12 protein-coding genes are annotated in these 16,156 nt (G+C 51.3%); 7 read left to right on the forward strand and 5 right to left on the reverse strand.

Annotated elements, in window-relative coordinates:
* Positions 1-83 precede the first annotated feature (83 nt).
* Complete coding sequence (gene gyrB / locus PsAD13_RS02215) at positions 84-2,537, forward strand: DNA topoisomerase (ATP-hydrolyzing) subunit B (protein ID WP_063286294.1); 2,454 nt, start codon at positions 84-86, stop codon at positions 2,535-2,537.
* A gap of 91 nt (positions 2,538-2,628) precedes the next feature.
* Here the strand turns inward: gyrB and PsAD13_RS02220 are convergent, their stop codons facing one another.
* The 4 genes from PsAD13_RS02220 to PsAD13_RS02235 all read right to left on the reverse strand — a co-directional run bounded on the left by PsAD13_RS02220 (position 2,629) and on the right by PsAD13_RS02235 (position 5,118).
* A complete protein-coding gene (locus tag PsAD13_RS02220) occupies positions 2,629-3,345 on the reverse strand; it encodes a GntR family transcriptional regulator (RefSeq protein WP_057463128.1) in 717 nt (238 codons plus the stop codon).
* 366 nt (positions 3,346-3,711) lie between these two features.
* On the reverse strand, positions 3,712-4,149 hold the full coding sequence (locus PsAD13_RS02225) for a PaaI family thioesterase (protein ID WP_063317166.1): 438 nt from the start codon (positions 4,147-4,149) through the stop codon (positions 3,712-3,714).
* A gap of 118 nt (positions 4,150-4,267) precedes the next feature.
* Positions 4,268-4,672 (reverse strand): MarR family transcriptional regulator, encoded by a 405-nt coding sequence (locus PsAD13_RS02230; RefSeq protein WP_063317167.1) that lies wholly within the window; start codon positions 4,670-4,672, stop codon positions 4,268-4,270.
* Positions 4,673-4,794: 122 nt separating this feature from the next.
* Positions 4,795-5,118 (reverse strand): antibiotic biosynthesis monooxygenase, encoded by a 324-nt coding sequence (locus PsAD13_RS02235; RefSeq protein ID WP_057463125.1) that lies wholly within the window; start codon positions 5,116-5,118, stop codon positions 4,795-4,797.
* Between the two features lie 412 nt (positions 5,119-5,530).
* On the opposite strand from PsAD13_RS02235, the gene PsAD13_RS02240 reads away from it, so the two are divergent.
* Genes PsAD13_RS02240 through PsAD13_RS02250 form a run of 3 tightly spaced genes read left to right on the forward strand, consistent with a single transcriptional unit; the run spans position 5,531 to position 8,383 of the window.
* Positions 5,531-6,445, forward strand: a complete 915-nt coding sequence (locus tag PsAD13_RS02240) for an ABC transporter substrate-binding protein (protein WP_244275087.1) — start codon at positions 5,531-5,533, stop codon at positions 6,443-6,445.
* Positions 6,446-6,457: 12 nt separating this feature from the next.
* Positions 6,458-7,561, forward strand: a complete 1,104-nt coding sequence (locus PsAD13_RS02245) for an iron ABC transporter permease (protein WP_063309064.1) — start codon at positions 6,458-6,460, stop codon at positions 7,559-7,561.
* 9 nt (positions 7,562-7,570) lie between these two features.
* Positions 7,571-8,383 (forward strand): heme ABC transporter ATP-binding protein, encoded by an 813-nt coding sequence (locus PsAD13_RS02250; RefSeq protein ID WP_063309065.1) that lies wholly within the window; start codon positions 7,571-7,573, stop codon positions 8,381-8,383.
* A 91-nt stretch (positions 8,384-8,474) separates the two neighbouring features.
* Here the strand turns inward: PsAD13_RS02250 and PsAD13_RS02255 are convergent, their stop codons facing one another.
* The gene (locus PsAD13_RS02255; RefSeq protein WP_063309066.1) at positions 8,475-8,690 is read right to left on the reverse strand and encodes a hypothetical protein; all 216 of its coding nucleotides are present in this window, start codon (positions 8,688-8,690) and stop codon (positions 8,475-8,477) included.
* Positions 8,691-9,316: 626 nt separating this feature from the next.
* Here PsAD13_RS02255 and PsAD13_RS02260 point away from each other — a divergent pair.
* The 3 genes from PsAD13_RS02260 (at position 9,317) to PsAD13_RS02270 (ending at position 16,073) form a co-directional block, all read left to right on the forward strand.
* A complete protein-coding gene (locus PsAD13_RS02260) occupies positions 9,317-12,913 on the forward strand; it encodes a hypothetical protein (RefSeq protein WP_063317168.1) in 3,597 nt (1,198 codons plus the stop codon).
* A 92-nt stretch (positions 12,914-13,005) separates the two neighbouring features.
* On the forward strand, positions 13,006-14,760 hold the full coding sequence (locus PsAD13_RS02265; protein ID WP_063317169.1) for a type I secretion system permease/ATPase: 1,755 nt from the start codon (positions 13,006-13,008) through the stop codon (positions 14,758-14,760).
* Positions 14,760-16,073, forward strand: a complete 1,314-nt coding sequence (locus tag PsAD13_RS02270; RefSeq protein WP_063317170.1) for an HlyD family type I secretion periplasmic adaptor subunit — start codon at positions 14,760-14,762, stop codon at positions 16,071-16,073. The genes PsAD13_RS02265 and PsAD13_RS02270 overlap by 1 nt, the downstream gene beginning before the upstream one ends.
* Positions 16,074-16,156 lie beyond the last annotated feature (83 nt).

The raw sequence follows: 16,156 nt of genomic DNA on the forward strand, positions 1-16,156 counted from the left end.
TTAAACTCCCAGATTGCTTGAACCATTTGCCCAACCAATTATAACATGAACCCTAATGAAAACCGTTGTGTGAAGTGATTCGAATGAGCGAAACGTCGACCCCTGAAAATGGCGGACCTGAGCAGGAAAATGGCGCAGGTGAATACGGTGCAGATTCCATCAAAGTGCTGAAAGGCCTGGATGCTGTACGTAAACGCCCCGGCATGTATATCGGTGATACCGATGACGGCTCGGGCCTGCACCATATGGTCTATGAGGTTGTCGACAACTCCATCGATGAAGCGCTGGCCGGTCATGCTGATTATGTGACCGTTACGTTGAATGCTGATGGTTCTGTCTCGGTAACCGATAACGGACGCGGTATTCCTGTAGATATTCACTCGGAAGAGGGAATTTCTGCGGCTGAAGTTATTATGACTCAGCTCCACGCTGGTGGTAAGTTTGACAGCAACTCCTACAAGGTATCCGGCGGTCTGCACGGTGTGGGTGTTTCTGTGGTGAACGCACTGTCCACCACATTGGAGCTGCGTGTATTCCGCAATGACAAAGAGCACTTCCTTCGCTTCCATCACGGTGAGGCTGAAGCTCCTTTGAAAGTTGTCGGCGACGCTCCGGGTAAATCCGGTACGGAGGTGACCTTCACTCCATCTCCTCAAACCTTCACCAAAATTGAGTTTGATTACGACACCCTTGAGCACCGCCTGCGCGAGCTGGCCTTCCTCAACTCCGGTGCCCGTATCATCCTGACAGACAATCGTGGTGTTGAGCCTCGCGTTGAAGAGCTCTACTACGAAGGTGGTCTGGAAGCTTTCGTTCGTTATCTGGATCGTGCCAAGCACCCACTCATCGAAGAGCCTGTTACAATGATTGCCGAAAAAGACGGCATCACTGTAGAAGTGGCGATGTGGTGGAACTCCAGTTATCACGAAAACGTTCTGTGCTTCACAAATAACATCCCACAGCGTGATGGTGGTACGCACCTTGCTGGTTTCCGCGCCGCTCTGACACGTCAGTTGACCGGCTACGCAGATTCATCAGGGATCCTGAAGCGTGAGAAAGTAAACCCAACTGGCGAAGATTGCCGCGAAGGTCTGTCCTGCGTGCTTTCTGTAAAAGTGCCTGATCCAAAGTTCTCCTCCCAGACCAAAGACAAGCTGGTTTCCTCAGAAGTCCGTCCGGTGGTTGAGAACCTCGTTGGTGAAGCGCTGTCTACATGGCTGGAAGAAAACCCGGCCCCAGCAAAGTCCATTGTTTCCAAAGTGGTGGAAGCTGCGAGCGCTCGCGAAGCTGCTCGTAAAGCTCGCGAGCTCACACGCCGCAAAGGCGCGCTGGATATCGCGTCCCTACCCGGTAAGCTGGCCGATTGTCAGGAGCGCGATGCTTCTAAAGCTGAACTCTTCATAGTGGAGGGTGATTCCGCGGGTGGCTCTGCCAAACAGGGCCGTGACAGATCAAATCAGGCTGTGCTGCCGCTGAAGGGTAAGATCCTGAACGTCGAACGCGCACGTTTTGATAAAATGATCTCCTCGCAGGAAATCGGCACGCTGATCACTGCATTGGGAACAGGTATCGGCAACGAGGAATTCAACCTCGAAAAGCTCCGCTACCATAAGATCATCATCATGACCGATGCGGACGTCGACGGTGCGCACATTCGTACGCTTCTGTTGACCTTCCTCTTCCGTCAGATGCCTGATCTGATTGAAAACGGCTACGTCTACATCGCTCAGCCTCCGCTTTATAAGGTTACGCGCGGCAAGTCCGAGCAGTACCTGAAAGATGAAGCGGCCTTTGAAGAATACCTGATCGGCAGTGGTCTGGATGAGACGTCACTCAGCCTTGCAAGCGGTGAAGTGCGCATGGGTGAAGACCTGCGTAGCGTCGTTAATGAGGCTCGTGAAATCTCCGACGTTCTCAACGGCCTGCATTCCCGCTACAACAAAGCTGTTGTCGAGCAGGCTGCAATTGCCGGTGCGCTGAACTCCGACAACCTACACAACCACGAAAAAGCGCAGGAAGCTGCAGCTTACATTGCGCGTCGCCTGGACATTCTGGCTGACGAGTTTGAGCGTGGTTGGGAAGGTGAAGCAACAGAAGAGGGTGATCTCATCTTCAGCCGTGTTGTTCGCGGGGTGAAAGAAGTCACCACGATTGATGCTGCCCTACTGGCTTCTGCAGATGCGCGTCGCCTCGACAGCTACTTCAAGCATCTGGATGAGGTCTATCACAAGGCCGCATCTTTGGTGCGTAAAGACAAGTCTGTCGAAATTCGCGGCCCACAAGCTCTTCTGGAGGCTGTTTACGCGCAAGGGCGCCGTGGCATCTCCATGCAGCGCTATAAGGGACTGGGTGAGATGAACCCAGAACAGCTTTGGGAAACCACGCTGGACCCGAATGTACGCTCTTTGCTGCAGGTGAAGATCAAGGAAGCTGACGCAGCTGATGACATCTTTACCAAGCTGATGGGCGATGAAGTTGAGCCGCGCCGCGACTTCATTCAAACCAACGCTCTATCTGTTGCGAACCTCGACGTTTAAGCAACGCACAAGCGTAAGAAACAACAAAAGCCGGATGCTTCTGCACTCCGGCTTTTTTTATGCGCTGCTCCAGTAGAAAGCTGGCGACGGTCTAAATGGAAAGACTAAGGAAGGTGTGCTCTGACATCCAGCGGTCAAACAGGAAGCTCACATGCCCACGCGCAGCGTTTGCAGCTTCTTCAGGCGTGCCATTGCAATGCGTTTCGATGATCGCAATATGCTTTTCATGAATGTCAGCACCATTGAGTGGAATGTCTCGGTGAGACAGCGTCACACGATGCATATGGAGCGCACAACGTTCCAGAATTGGCTCTAGTCCGCGCAAGTTTGCCTGACGGAACAGGGTTGCATGGAAGAGGCGGTCATAAGCGCTGCAAAGAAACACCTCGTTGTCATCGGCTGCCTGACACATAGCATCTAGAATTTCAAAGAGCCGATCGCGTGTCTCGCCGGAAATATTGGAGGCAATCATTCGTCCGGCTTGCTCTTCCAGCTGCATGCGGATTTTGACGATCTCGACAGCTTCTGCGCGGCTGATACCCGCAACACGAGTGCCTTTGTAATCGTGCCGTACCACCAAACCGGACTGCTGAAGTTTAAGCAAGGCCTCACGTACAGTTCCCTGCGCGCAATCACACGCATCAGCTACCGTCTGTTCGGCAATTGCTTCGCCAGGCTTAAGAGCACCAACGATGATCTGTTCTTCCAGATAAAGATAGACAGCGTCACTTTTACGATTGCTGGTGGATGACCAGGGAGAAATTCCAAAGCGAGAAACGAGCGAGCGGTCCGAGATCGAGTGCAGCATGACAGAAAGCGCTTTTTTTTGGATAGAGACGAATCCGAGAGCACATTACACTAAATAGCTTCGGATTTCTCATCACAGGAACACCATAAGCACGTATAGCGTGTAAACTATGTTACGTGCAATTGTAAAATATAGTTCCTTAGGGGTAGGGCGTATTGTTGCGCCCTTCATTGTAACTATTATTTAATCGAATAAAAAGACACAATTTCAAGGCTATAAATTCTAATTAATTGGCAGTTTTGAAGAGTTTCAACCAACGGAACAGGAAATATAGCAGACAAAAATAAATTAATTTAGCCAGCTAATTTGTCCACAAAAGAAGGAGCACATAGAGGCGATTATGTGCTCCTATCCAAAACTATGCGATCAGGATTCTGGTTTGATCATCACAGTTCCAGAAGCGTAGGCGTAAATTTTGCCTTCTTCGTCGACGATTTCTCCGGCAGAGATCCCGGTCTGGCGCGTCATGCTGACCACGCGGCCTTCAGCGTAAAGAACCTGCCCTACCTTAATGGGACGTATGTACTTGACGTTGAGTTCTGAGGTGCCGCGAAAATTGAAGGCGTCTTTGAGCTTGGTCTGAACCGCAAGAGAAAGAACGGAATCCAGCGCTGTCGCAGCATAGCCGCCATGCACTGTGCCGCCCGGATTGAGATGATCATTCGTTGGCATGCATTTAAAACGAACCAGACCATCCTCGATGCGATCAAGGTCTACATTCATGGTTTCCGCCATTGGCGGACGATTGCCCGCTTTCTGCATGGCTTTCAGGAACTCCAGTCCTGACATCACTTTTACGTCCATCTTTTCAATCCGTCCTATTGAAAATCTTTGAGATAAAGGCGTAATCCCGCAAGTGACTGCTGGTGTTCAATCAGATTACGCAATGAAAACAATGCTCAAATGAACTTGAGCGCCCAGCTTAAAGCCGAGTGAGAAGCGCCTTGAGATCGTCTCTCTCACGATCACTCAGCTCCGCAAGAAATCTGGCGTTCGCGTCTTCGGTTAAACTGTCAAGAATTTCGGAAACTTCCTGACCTTGCTTGGTGAGGAAAATATGCTGGGTCCGTCGGTCTTCCGGGCTTGCTTTGCGCTCCAGATACCCGGCGGGGCAAAGCCGGTCCAGCACACCGGTAAGTGTTGCATTGTCCAGTTCGGCAGCCTTGCCCAATTGAGACGTTGTGCATCCGTCCTGAACAGCAAGGGCTTGCAACACAATGGATTGCACCGGTGTGAGCCCCAGTTCTTCCAGTTGCTTCTTATAAAACCGCGTACCACTTCTGGCGCTGCGGGAAAGCAGATAAAAAATGCAATTATCTAAGCGCATCACAGACACTCCATAAATTTTGCATACAAATAATTTGCACACAAAGTATAGCGGCGCAATTGATACTTTGGACGGGGGAGAAAGGAAGCTACAGCAAGTTGCAGCTTCCAGTCAGGAAGGCTTTAAGCGACTTCGCGGGTCTCGGTCAGGATGACTTCAAAGCCTTCAAAGTGTGGGCCGCCTAGATAGAAGTTCATGCGGGTGCCAGCGCCTTTATGAGCAGACGCAAACGCTTCAGACTTCGTCCAACCGACAAAATTCTCATAGGTATCCCAGGTGGTATGGGATGCATAAAGGGTATGGTCTTCAGCTGTCTCGCCTTTGAGCATACGAAATTCGATGTAGCCGGGAACGGAGCTCAGGTGACGCTCACGATTTTTCCAAACGGTTTCAAACTCTTCTTCTTTGCCCCGCACCACGCGGAAACGGTTCATTGCGATGTACACGCCGGAACTCCTTAGCCAATTAGTACATGAGCCTTTCCAGTCAAAAGCTCAGCAAAGTTTCAGGTCTTCAGAGCCACTCTCAAAACACATACCACAATAGGAATGGGAGGGGTATGCGGAGGCTGGCTAGCGATTTAAACCGCTTGGCTGGCAAAATGGTCTTAACGATACGCCTTTAAAAGGCTCTCGATCCGCGTATGTAGAAAAATATGAATTTAATAGTCAAGTATTATTTCTTATATTTGCCTGTCTTCCTTCCCAGCTCAATTTAGAGATTGACCCGATATATAAATATGAGTATTTCACTCATGTTATTTTGAAAGATAGCGTTTTACAAACTGGGCGAATTTGGGAAGCCAGAAGCCACTCATGCCCGAAGGAATGAAATACCTCCTCTCAAATGGGTGCTACCATGCGTGTTCTAACCAGAGCCCTCGATTCATTTTCTCTCATGCTTCCTTATGTGGCCGCAGCGCTCCTGAGCTTGTTCTTTGGAGTGTTTATCGGTCAGGTCCAGGCTGAGGGCACACAAAATGATCAGCGTATTATCTCGATTGGCTCATCTCTGACAGAAATTGTCTACGCACTGGAAGCTCAGGATCGGTTGGCCGCTGTCGACACCACTAGTCTCTATCCCGAGGAGGCAACAATGCTTCCCAACGTGGGTTACATGAGAGCTCTTAGTGCAGAAGGCGTGCTCGCAACCAATCCAGATCATATCCTCATGATGGAAGGTTCTGGCCCACCAACGGCGGTTGATGTCCTCAAAGCTGCTTCTATCAAGCTGACGGAAGTGAAAGAGGTTTATTCCCCGGAAGGCATTCTTGAGAAGATTGATGTGGTCGGAACCGCATTGCAGCTTCCAGAGGAAACAAAAGCGCTGAAAGCGAAGGTCAAAGCAGATCTTGATGAGGCAATAGCCTACGCACATCAGCAAGCAAAACCGCTCAAAGTTGTCTTTGTCATCTCTGAAGGAGGTGGAAAACCGCTGGTTGCAGGCCGCGAAACAGGGGCTCATGCCGTGATTGGACTAGCTGGCGCAACCAACGTGTTTGCAAACCTGCGCGGCTACAAACCAGTCTCTAAAGAAGCGTTGATTGCAGCGGCTCCTGATGTTGTGATGATGATGTCTCGTCCGGGCTCAAGCGACCAATCAGAAATTCTCAAAGAACCAGGTTTCAACCTCACCCCTGCAGGCCTAAACGGCAATCTCATCGTCATGGATGGCGTCTATCTCCTCGGCTTCGGCCCTCGCACAGCGCAAGCCCTTCGAGATCTGAGCGATCGCTTTGTGAAAATCGCAGCTAAATCTGACATAAAATCGTGAGGTCAGGCGGCAATGAGTGAGATGACACTGTCTGAGGCGTTCAAGTCACCAGTAACCCATGCAAGAACAAGCAGAGAAATCTGCCAGCAGTACGCCGTTAAGGCACTAACCCTGTTGCTTTTGGTTGTCTGCTTCGTCTCGTTGGCTGTTGGGCCAACAGAGGTTTCAGTCTCACACATATTCGGTGCAATTGATTACTGGCTCTTTGGTGATGAAACCGCACTCACTCTCCGAGACAAAGTCGTTCTGATGGATATTCGTATGCCAAGAACGGTACTTGGATGTCTTGTCGGCGCCTCTCTTGCTGCCTCCGGTGCGATGATGCAAGGCTTGTTCCGAAACCCCCTTGCTGATCCGGGTTTGGTGGGAGTTTCATCAGGTGCTGCCCTCGCCGCAGTCTGCGTGATCACTCTGTCTTCCGGTCTGCCTGCATGGATTTTGGATGACTATTCGGTCTACCTCCTCCCATGGGGGGCTTTTGTCGGCGGAGCTGCAACAACCGCCCTGCTCTACAAAGTCGCAACCTGTCGAGGTCAAACCTCCATCGCGACCATGTTGCTGGCAGGCATTGCGCTTGGCGCATTATCTGGTGCTGTCACAGGGTTTCTCGTTTTCGGTAGCACAGACGAAGAACTCAGAGACCTGACATTCTGGGGCATGGGCGGACTGGGAAGTTCCACGTGGCCAAGAGTCTGGTCCACACTTCCTTTTGCTCTGGCTGTGCTCGCTTCTCTCCCATTCATCGCAAAAGGTTTGAATGCATTTCTGTTGGGTGAAGCTGAAGCCTTTCATCTGGGGTTCAACACACAGCACCTCAAACGTTTGATTATTATTCTGGTTGCGGGTGCAACCGGAGCCTCTGTTGCGGCGGCTGGTGCAATTGGCTTTGTCGGGATTGTTGTGCCCCACGTCTTGAGACTGCTCATTGGACCAGACCACCGCTTCCTCCTGCCATCTTGCGCGTTGCTCGGTGCATCCTTACTGGTTGCCGCTGATGTTGTTGCCAGAACGGTGGTCGCGCCTGCTGAACTGCCAATCGGCATCATCACGGCAATTATTGGCGCACCTGTGTTCCTTTCCATCCTGCTTGGCCGCAAAAACCAAGTCCAATTGTGAGGATTCCAGATGCTTGAGGCAATAAACATCACGGTTAGCGTTGGCACAAAAAAACTTCTCCGAGACGTCTACTTCCGCAGTTGTCCGGGAGAACTGACAGTAATCATCGGCCCCAATGGCGCCGGCAAATCGACGCTTCTCAAGTGCCTGACGGGTGATTTGTCGCCATCTGAAGGCGACGTAATGCTGGATGGAACGTCTATCTGGTCAGTCCCGGCAGTTGAGCTTGCAAGCCGCCGTGCGGTGTTGCCTCAAAGCTCGCAGCTGTCCTTTCCGTTCTCGGTTGAAGAGGTTGTTATGCTGGGTCTGGTCTCCGGCAGTCATGGCCTAAGCGCAAAGCAATTACGTCCACGCGTTTTGGAAGCTCTGGATCGTGTCGGCCTCACGTCCTACCTGAACAGGTACTATCAGGAACTGTCTGGCGGCGAAAAACAGCGTGTTCATTTGGCTCGTGTGCTTTGTCAGGTTTGGGAACCAAGACAAAATGGCCGTGCCAACTATCTGTTTCTGGATGAACCGACCGCGAGTTTGGATCTAAAGCACCAGATCGACGTACTCGAAACAGGCCGTAACTACGCCAATGAAGGTGGCGGTGTTATCGCAGTCCTTCATGATATCGATCTGGCCTGCGTCTATGCCGACAAGATCTTTGTGTTGAACCACGGCAAGCTGGTTGCCCACGGAACGCCGCAGGATGTTGTAACAACCGACCTGCTCCGCTCGGTCTACCACCTTGATGACCGCATGCTGGAAACCAAGTGGGGTCATCTGGCAAAAGGCCAGAACCTCGGCAAATCCTGGTCAGAGCTACGTCCGTCCTAAGTACAGCATAATCATGCTTTGCGGCCTGTGTTCCCGGATGCGTGGCGCAGGCCGTTTATTCCGCTGTTTAAACAGCCCCGACGCAAGTACCCTAAAGATCGTCCCGCCGCTTAAGGCGCTTTTTCTCGATCTTCTCTTCTTCCTCATTGATGAGATTAAGCGGATGAAGCGAAAACTCGCCTTTGATCGGTGCTTTGCGCTTGAGCACTCTGGAGCGAGCCGCCCACCTGTTTTTCACGGCAAGAAACAAGAGTGCAATGGATGTAAAGCACAGAGCCAAAGCCATGCTCATAGCGATTGTGGCCATAGCTTCCTCCCAGAATAAGCTAGTCACCATTCTCATTCTGGGGGCAAATGCCGATCACTAAAATCAGCAATGTATGCGGGTAGAATTTTAGGGATTGTTTAGGCAGTCTGAGTCGGAAGCCTAATGGTGTGTGCGGTACATGTGATATCCGCATAATTCACAAGAATGTGTAGGTACATATCCTAAAGTAATACGAGCCAAATAAGGCAAATAAGGCAGCTTAAACGCCAATAAAATACCAAAGGTCTTTCTAAATCTATAGAATCGTTAAGCTGCGGAAATACTGAGAGAAAACAGAATCTTCAGATTCCAAAAACGGTATTCTGTGATGTAAAACATTGATTCGCAGAGATTTTTTTAAATTCGTCTGTAATAAATACTCCATTTTTCTTTCGAAATTTGGCCCCAATTTCCAGAAAAATCAGCCCCGTCGAACGCGGAAGCGATCAGATGCACTGCAAACAATGCGCTGTTGGAAACGCAAAGAACAAAATTGCAGTCAGATCGTATCAGCGTTCGTTTTTTAACGAGAGCGGCTCGGTGAGCCTTCCGGACCTTAGCAATTCGGCTTGCTCCATTAATTTCGGAGTTGTCTGGAACCTCTCAATAAAAACTGAGGGAATACAATGGACTATCGTGGCACATATGACGAATTCCGTGACGCATTGCGGGCTTTCGAATCCGGTTGGGATCGCGAAAGATACAACGACGGCAGAATTCAGGATTGGCAGCTCAACGAATGGGCAGGCGGTCCGGTGCAAGACTTCTTTCCAGAGTATGACAGTTGGGGGGATCTGAACGACGACCAATGGAGTGCGATGTCTTATCGCTCCACCAACTCACTTGGGTTCGTCGGCTACCAGTTTGGTGAAGCCCTGCTTATCGATCTGGGCTATTATGATGATGATGTCTTCTACGGCAACGGCGCAGCCACCAACACTTGGGATGGCACCTGGACCGGTAAGAATGGCGTCGATTCTCTAGAAGAATTCATGACTCCTGAAGCTCAGGAAGTCGCTATCCAGGAAGCGTTTGGCTTCAACCTCCAGATTATTGAAAATGGATTGTCCAACAGTGGTCAGTCATTGGATGACTTCATTGGACAGGAATTTACCTACGAGCAGAACGGTCAGGATGTCAGCGTAACCCTCACACTGACGGGTATCTTGGCTGCAGCCCACTTGCGCGGTGCTTACGGTACACTCGCTCTCCTGCAAGGCGGCAACGTTTCTCAGGATGAGTACGGTACTTCTATTCTGCAATATGTTGAGCAGTTTGGCGGCTTTGAAAGCCCAACTGTTGACGAAGCAATCGACTACTTCCAGGATCGTCTGACTGGAGAAGAAGGCCTGAACGGCCCTCTGCCAGGCGTTGGTGTTCCAAAAGAAGATGCCGATGTGGTTGTTACCTGGTCCTATGGTGAACAGGAAGTCGTTAGCGATTTTGACACTGAAGACGGTGTGATCTTCGTTGACTGGATCAGTGCTGACCAGCTTGAAGTGACCGAGACACCAGACGGCGTGCTCTTCTCTATTCCATCCAATGGTGGGCAGACGCTACTCCTGGCCGGAGTTGCCCTTGCTGACCTGACATTGGCTAACTTCTCCATTCAGGATGCGTCAGCTGCTGAGTTGATCAGAGACCTTGTTGGCGGAAACACTCAGCCAGAAGAACCAACCGATCCTGTTGATCCGGTAGACCCTGTGGATCCCGTTGACCCGGTAGACCCTGTAGATCCGGGTGATGGTGACGATGGTCACGGTCACCCAGGCGATGGTGATGACGGTCATGGTCATCCAGGTGACGGCGATGATGGTCATGGCGGTCATACTGGTGACATGTATATGCTCGGTCTGGACAGTGAGTCTCAGGTCATCGCAGACTTCGATCCATCCTCTGACATGATCCATATTCTGGAAGGTGTGACTGGCGAACAGTTCGAAATCTTCGAAGAAAGCGGTGATGCACTCGGACAAACAGTCCGCATCGTGATCACTGATCAGTTTGGTAACATCATGTCCACCACCATCTTCCAGGGTGTGACACTCTCCGATCTGTCTCTGGCAAACTTCTCTGTCGCAGAACAGTCTGCGTTCAACGAAGTCGTCTCTGCCATTGGTGAGACCGTTGAAGTGCCGGACCCAAGTCAGGGCGGCGGATACGAGCTTGTTTACGACAATGACGGTTCAAACCCACCAACAGTCACCGGCACGACCGATGAAGGTGGTTCTAAGTTCCGCGCTGACGTAAACGCAGACGATATCGTTGGCTTTGACCCTGATCGGGATGAGCTGGACTTCGGCGGAACTTCTGTGCACGGTCTCATCGTGACAAAGTCACCTGCCGGTGAAATTGTTCTCGACAGCCCATGGAGCTCTTCTGCACAGATCGTGCAGGGCGTCACCTACCAGGATGTCGATATCTCAGACTTCGGAGTGGTCGGCAATGAACACCTCCGTCAAGATCTTGGTGGCGTGGTCTCTTGGGAACAAGGCGTGGGCCCTCGCGAAGACGACACAGTCTACATCCGGTCCCACGAGTACGGCGTACACGAAGTTATCTCTGACTTTGACCCATCATCCATGAAGATCAGCTTCCTGTACTACGGTACACGTGAGCGTCTGAGCGTTGAAGACACTGATGACGGTTTGCTGATCTCTACTCTGCCAAGTGGTCAGAGCTTCCTGTTCGAAGGCATCTCCCTTGATGATCTGGTCCCAGGTCAGCTGGAGTTCCACTTCGATCAGGTCATGGAAGATAACCTTGAAGTCCCATTCGGCTTTGATCAGGATGACGTTACCCTCGTCAGCCGTGAAGGCCTGTTGACTCCGGAAGCGCCAGCTGGCGACACAACGGATGGCCACCAGACCAGACCGGGTGACTTCGGTCCAACCGATCCGGTTGATCCAGTCGACCCAACTGATCCAGATCCGGACCCAGTTGATCCAGTCGATCCGGTTGACCCAGTTGATCCGGGTACAGGCACTCCAGGTCAGGTTCCAGGTGATGGTGTGGTCGTGTTCACATGGGCTTGGGGTGAAAACAGCGTTATCACCGACTTCAACCCAGCGGAACATAAGATTAGCATTGGTTGGATCAGTGCAGACCAGATCAGCTTCACAGAATCTGAAGACGGTCTCGTGATCTCCCTGCCTTCAAATGGTGGACAAACCCTCCTGCTGGAAGGTGTGTTCCTTGAGGATCTGAATGCCGATAACTTCGACATCAAAGATCCATCTACATTGCAGGAAATCCTTGATCTGCTCAGCGGTGAAGATTCACAGCCACCTGTCGACCCAACTCCGGATCCAGATCCAACTCCGGACCCAGACCCAACCCCAGATCCTGACCCGGTCGATCCTGTAGATCCAGTGGATCCGGTTGACCCTGTTGATCCGGGCGATGGTTCACCTCGTGAGTTCACACTGGATTGGCAGTGGGGCAAGCAGGAAGAAGTCGCAAACTTCAATCCGGAACAGGATACCGTGAACATCGGTTGGATTGGCGGCGGCCAGTTCGAAGTGGAACAGACCGACAATGGTGTGTTGTTCACTCTGCCGGGTAACGGTGGTCGGTCACTTCTGCTGGTTGGCATTGTCGTAGCTGATCTGACAGCAAACAGCATCATCGCAAATGATGCAGCTGCTCAGGCTAAGATTGATGACTTCCTGTCAAATGCTGACAATCTGGCAGATGTGGGAACTCAGTCCGAAGCTGAAAGTGTAGACTCTACCTACATTCCAGAGGCTCCTGAAGCATCAACCACTGCACAGGAAGCAGCTGCTTCCGATGACAGAGATGATGATGCAGTAGCCGCTTCTGCTCAGGAAGCTGAACAGGAAACTGGACCTCGTGAGGCTCAGAATGCTCCTGAACCAGCTCTTGCAGCTGCGGCCAATGGCAATGGAGCAATCGGAGGCGATACCGTTCAGATCAATTGGGATTGGGCATCAGAAGAAGTCATCACAAACTTCGACCCTGCTACCGACACCATTGATTTCGGTAATCTGAATGCATCACAGGTTCAGATCACGGAAGAGAACAACAGTGTTGTGATCGAGGTTCTGGATAACGGTGGTCACACCTACACCTTGAACGGCATCAGCGTAGAAGACCTCTCTGCGGAGAACTTCGAAGCTGACGACTTCAACACCATCGTAACTGAAGAAGGCGGTGTTGTAGATCAGATGCATTCGGTCAATCAGGACGATAACTTGATCTGATCGATGAGCTAACGAAAAGAACTGCTCCCTCCCGGTCAATACCGGGAGGGGGTTTCTTGCTTTAATTCCCGAAGCAATTGAGAGAAAAGCTTATGCCCGGCAGCCAACGACAGAAAGAATCTGTAATCACCAGTGCATTCAGATCTCTAAGGTCCGCACTGGTTGGAATTGGTGGCGTCAGCATGCTGTTGAATATTTTGATGCTGACAGGACCACTCTTTATGCTGCAGGTCTATGACCGCGTGCTGGCGAGTGGGTCGGTCCCAACGCTTGTCGTTTTAGCAACCCTTGTAGGCGTCCTTTTCCTTTTCTATGGAATTCTGGAAACACTTCGCAGTCGTGTTTTGTCCCGTCTTGGGCAACGTGTAGATGCCCAGCTCTCTGGTGTTTCCTACGAAATCTCAACGAGCCTACCGCTTATTCTCGGCCCTAAAGGTGCAAAGATGCGCCCGGTTCAGGATTTGGATCAGGTGCGCAGTTTCCTTTCAGGCCCAGGCCCTGCTGCCATCTTCGACTTGCCGTGGATGCCACTCTATTTCGGTATCGTGTACCTCTTCCATCCCTATCTTGGCATGATGGCAATCGGTGGCGCATTGATCATCTGTGCGCTCGTTGGAGTGAATGAACTTACCTCCCGCAGACCTTCAAGCGAGGCTGCAGCCGAAACAAACCGCCGCTCTGCTATCGTTGAAGCCAGTCGCTCCAATGCTGAAGTCATTCAGGCTATGGGCATGATGGAGACGATGAAGAACAGATGGCACAAGGGCAATGATGCCTACTTGGTCAAGCAGCGCAAAGCGGGTGACCGAGCTGCCTTTTTCTCAACAGCCGTCAAAACCTTCCGCTTCATCTTGCAGTCCGCCATGCTTGGCATGGGCGCATGGCTGGTTATCCAGCAGGAGGTCACCTCTGGTGTCATGATTGCCTCTTCAATCATGTCTTCCCGTGCCTTGGCTCCTGTTGAGCAAGCCGTTTCCCAATGGAAAGGCTTTCTGGCTGCGCGACAAGGCCTCGCCCGTTTGCGCAAGGTAGTCGAAAATAAAGATGACACCAACAACGTGATGGAGTTGCCCCTTCCGCATCAGAAAGTTGATCTGGACAGTGTGGCATGCGGTCCGGTTGGTATCCGTCAACCAATCGTGCAAGGCATCTCGTTTAGTCTTGCAGCTGGCGAAGGCCTTGGCGTGATTGGTAAGTCCGGTTCTGGCAAGTCAACATTGTCCCGCTCGATTGTCGGCATCACCAATGCGCTGACAGGGTCAATCCGGTTTGATGGCTCAGAGCTTGATCAATGGACGTCGGAGCGCATCGGTGAATTTGTGGGCTTCTTGCCGCAGGACATTCAATTGTTTGATGGCACGGTTGCGGAGAACATTTCCCGCTTCAAGGAAGATGTAAATCCTGATGACGTCATCGAAGCTGCGAAAATTGCCAGTATCCATGAGTTCATCACAGGCCTGCCGGATGGTTACAACACGATTATCGGTAGTGGTGGTTATGCCTTATCTGGCGGCCAGCGTCAGCGCATCGCCCTCGCCCGTGCCATGTATGGTGAGCCTTTCCTCATCGTTCTGGATGAGCCTAACTCCAACCTGGATTCTGAAGGTGAAGCCTGCCTGACCCATGCGATCAAGCTGATGCGGGACCGAGGTAAGATCGTCATTGTCATTGCCCACCGCCCAAGTGCGATTGCGGCGGTTAATAAGGTACTCGTGCTCAATGATGGCCGACAAGCTGCCTTTGGTCCGCGAGATGAGGTTATGAAGCAACTTGTAACCCCGGTTCAAACTCAGCAAGTCCCGCAAAAAGCAGCAATTAAAGCTCCTGCCAAACGAGGAGCAGCATAATGTATAATCATTCTGAAAGTGACAAGCAGATCAAGAGTAGCATTAGATTCCATCTGATCTGCGCTGGTCTTCTGGTTGTTATCCTTGTTGGAGGCGTAGGCCTCTGGGGCGGCCTGATGGAAATCCGCGGCGCAATTATTGCTCCCGGTACCATTGTCGTTGAGACCAACACCAAGAATGTGCAGCACATGGAAGGCGGAATTGTCCGCTCCATCATGGTGACTGATGGGGATACCGTTGATGCGGGAGACACCCTGCTCCGCCTTGATGACACGGTGACCCGCGCCAACCTTGCTGTCGTGACCAAACAGCTCGACAATCTTTACTCGCAGGAAGCCCGTTTGATCGCAGAACGTGATGGAGAAGAAGAAATACTCTTCTCAACACGAGCCACAGATGATGCACATTCTCAGGTCCTGAACACCATTCAGGAAGGGCAACGCCGGATGATGGTTGCGAAGACCAAGAACCTGCGTGGCCGACAGGACCAGATGCGTGCTCAGATTCAGCAGTATAGAAAGCAAATTGATGGACTGTCTCAACAAAGAGATGCCAAAGAAATCGAGATCAGCCTGATCGATGGCGAACTGGAAGACCTCAACAAGCTGCTGGCCAAAAGACTGGTCACAGAGTCACGTGTCACAGCCCTCAAGCGCGAAAAAACCAAGCTTCAGGGTGAATATGGGGACTTCATAGCTCAGGTCGCTAAGACAGAAGAAGCCATCGCGGAACGCAATATTCAGATCATGCAGATCGAAGAAGATGTACTGACAAAGACACTGGAACAGCTTCAGCAAGTCCGGGCAGAGGTTGCTCAGCTTGAAGAAAAGAAGATTGCTGCACAGGACCAGCTGATGCGCATGGAAATCAAATCACCTCAGTCTGGCACAGTGCACGACCTGACCATTCACACCATCGGTGGTGTTATCGCTCCCGGTGAGGTGTTGATGCAAGTTGTGCCACGTGAAGACGTTCTGGTGATTGAAGCGCAGGTGCAGCCAATCGATGTGGATCAGTTGACACCCAATCAGGAAGCAACGATCCGCCTGCCAAGCTTTGATCAACGCACAACACCCGAGCTGACAGCTCAGGTGAAGACGATCTCACCTGATCTTTTGGAAGACCCCAAAACCGGTCTCAGCTTCTATATGGCTGAGCTGACAATCTCAGAAGATCAGCTGGACAAACTGGGTGGTAAAAATCTGGTGCCGGGTATGCCGGTTGAGGCGTTCATTCAGACAGAAAACCGCACGGTGGTCTCATACATCATGAAGCCAATGGTTGATCAGATCGCCCACGCAATGCGTGAGTAGGGACGCCGCGTATCGCCGAAAAGTGGAAACCGGTTTTCGGATAAAGATACGCGAACAAAAGCCCCTACTCTGCTCATTCAAAA

The sequence above is a fragment of the Pseudovibrio sp. Ad13 genome (assembly GCF_001623225.1).
Classification (GTDB): Bacteria; Pseudomonadota; Alphaproteobacteria; order Rhizobiales; family Stappiaceae; genus Pseudovibrio.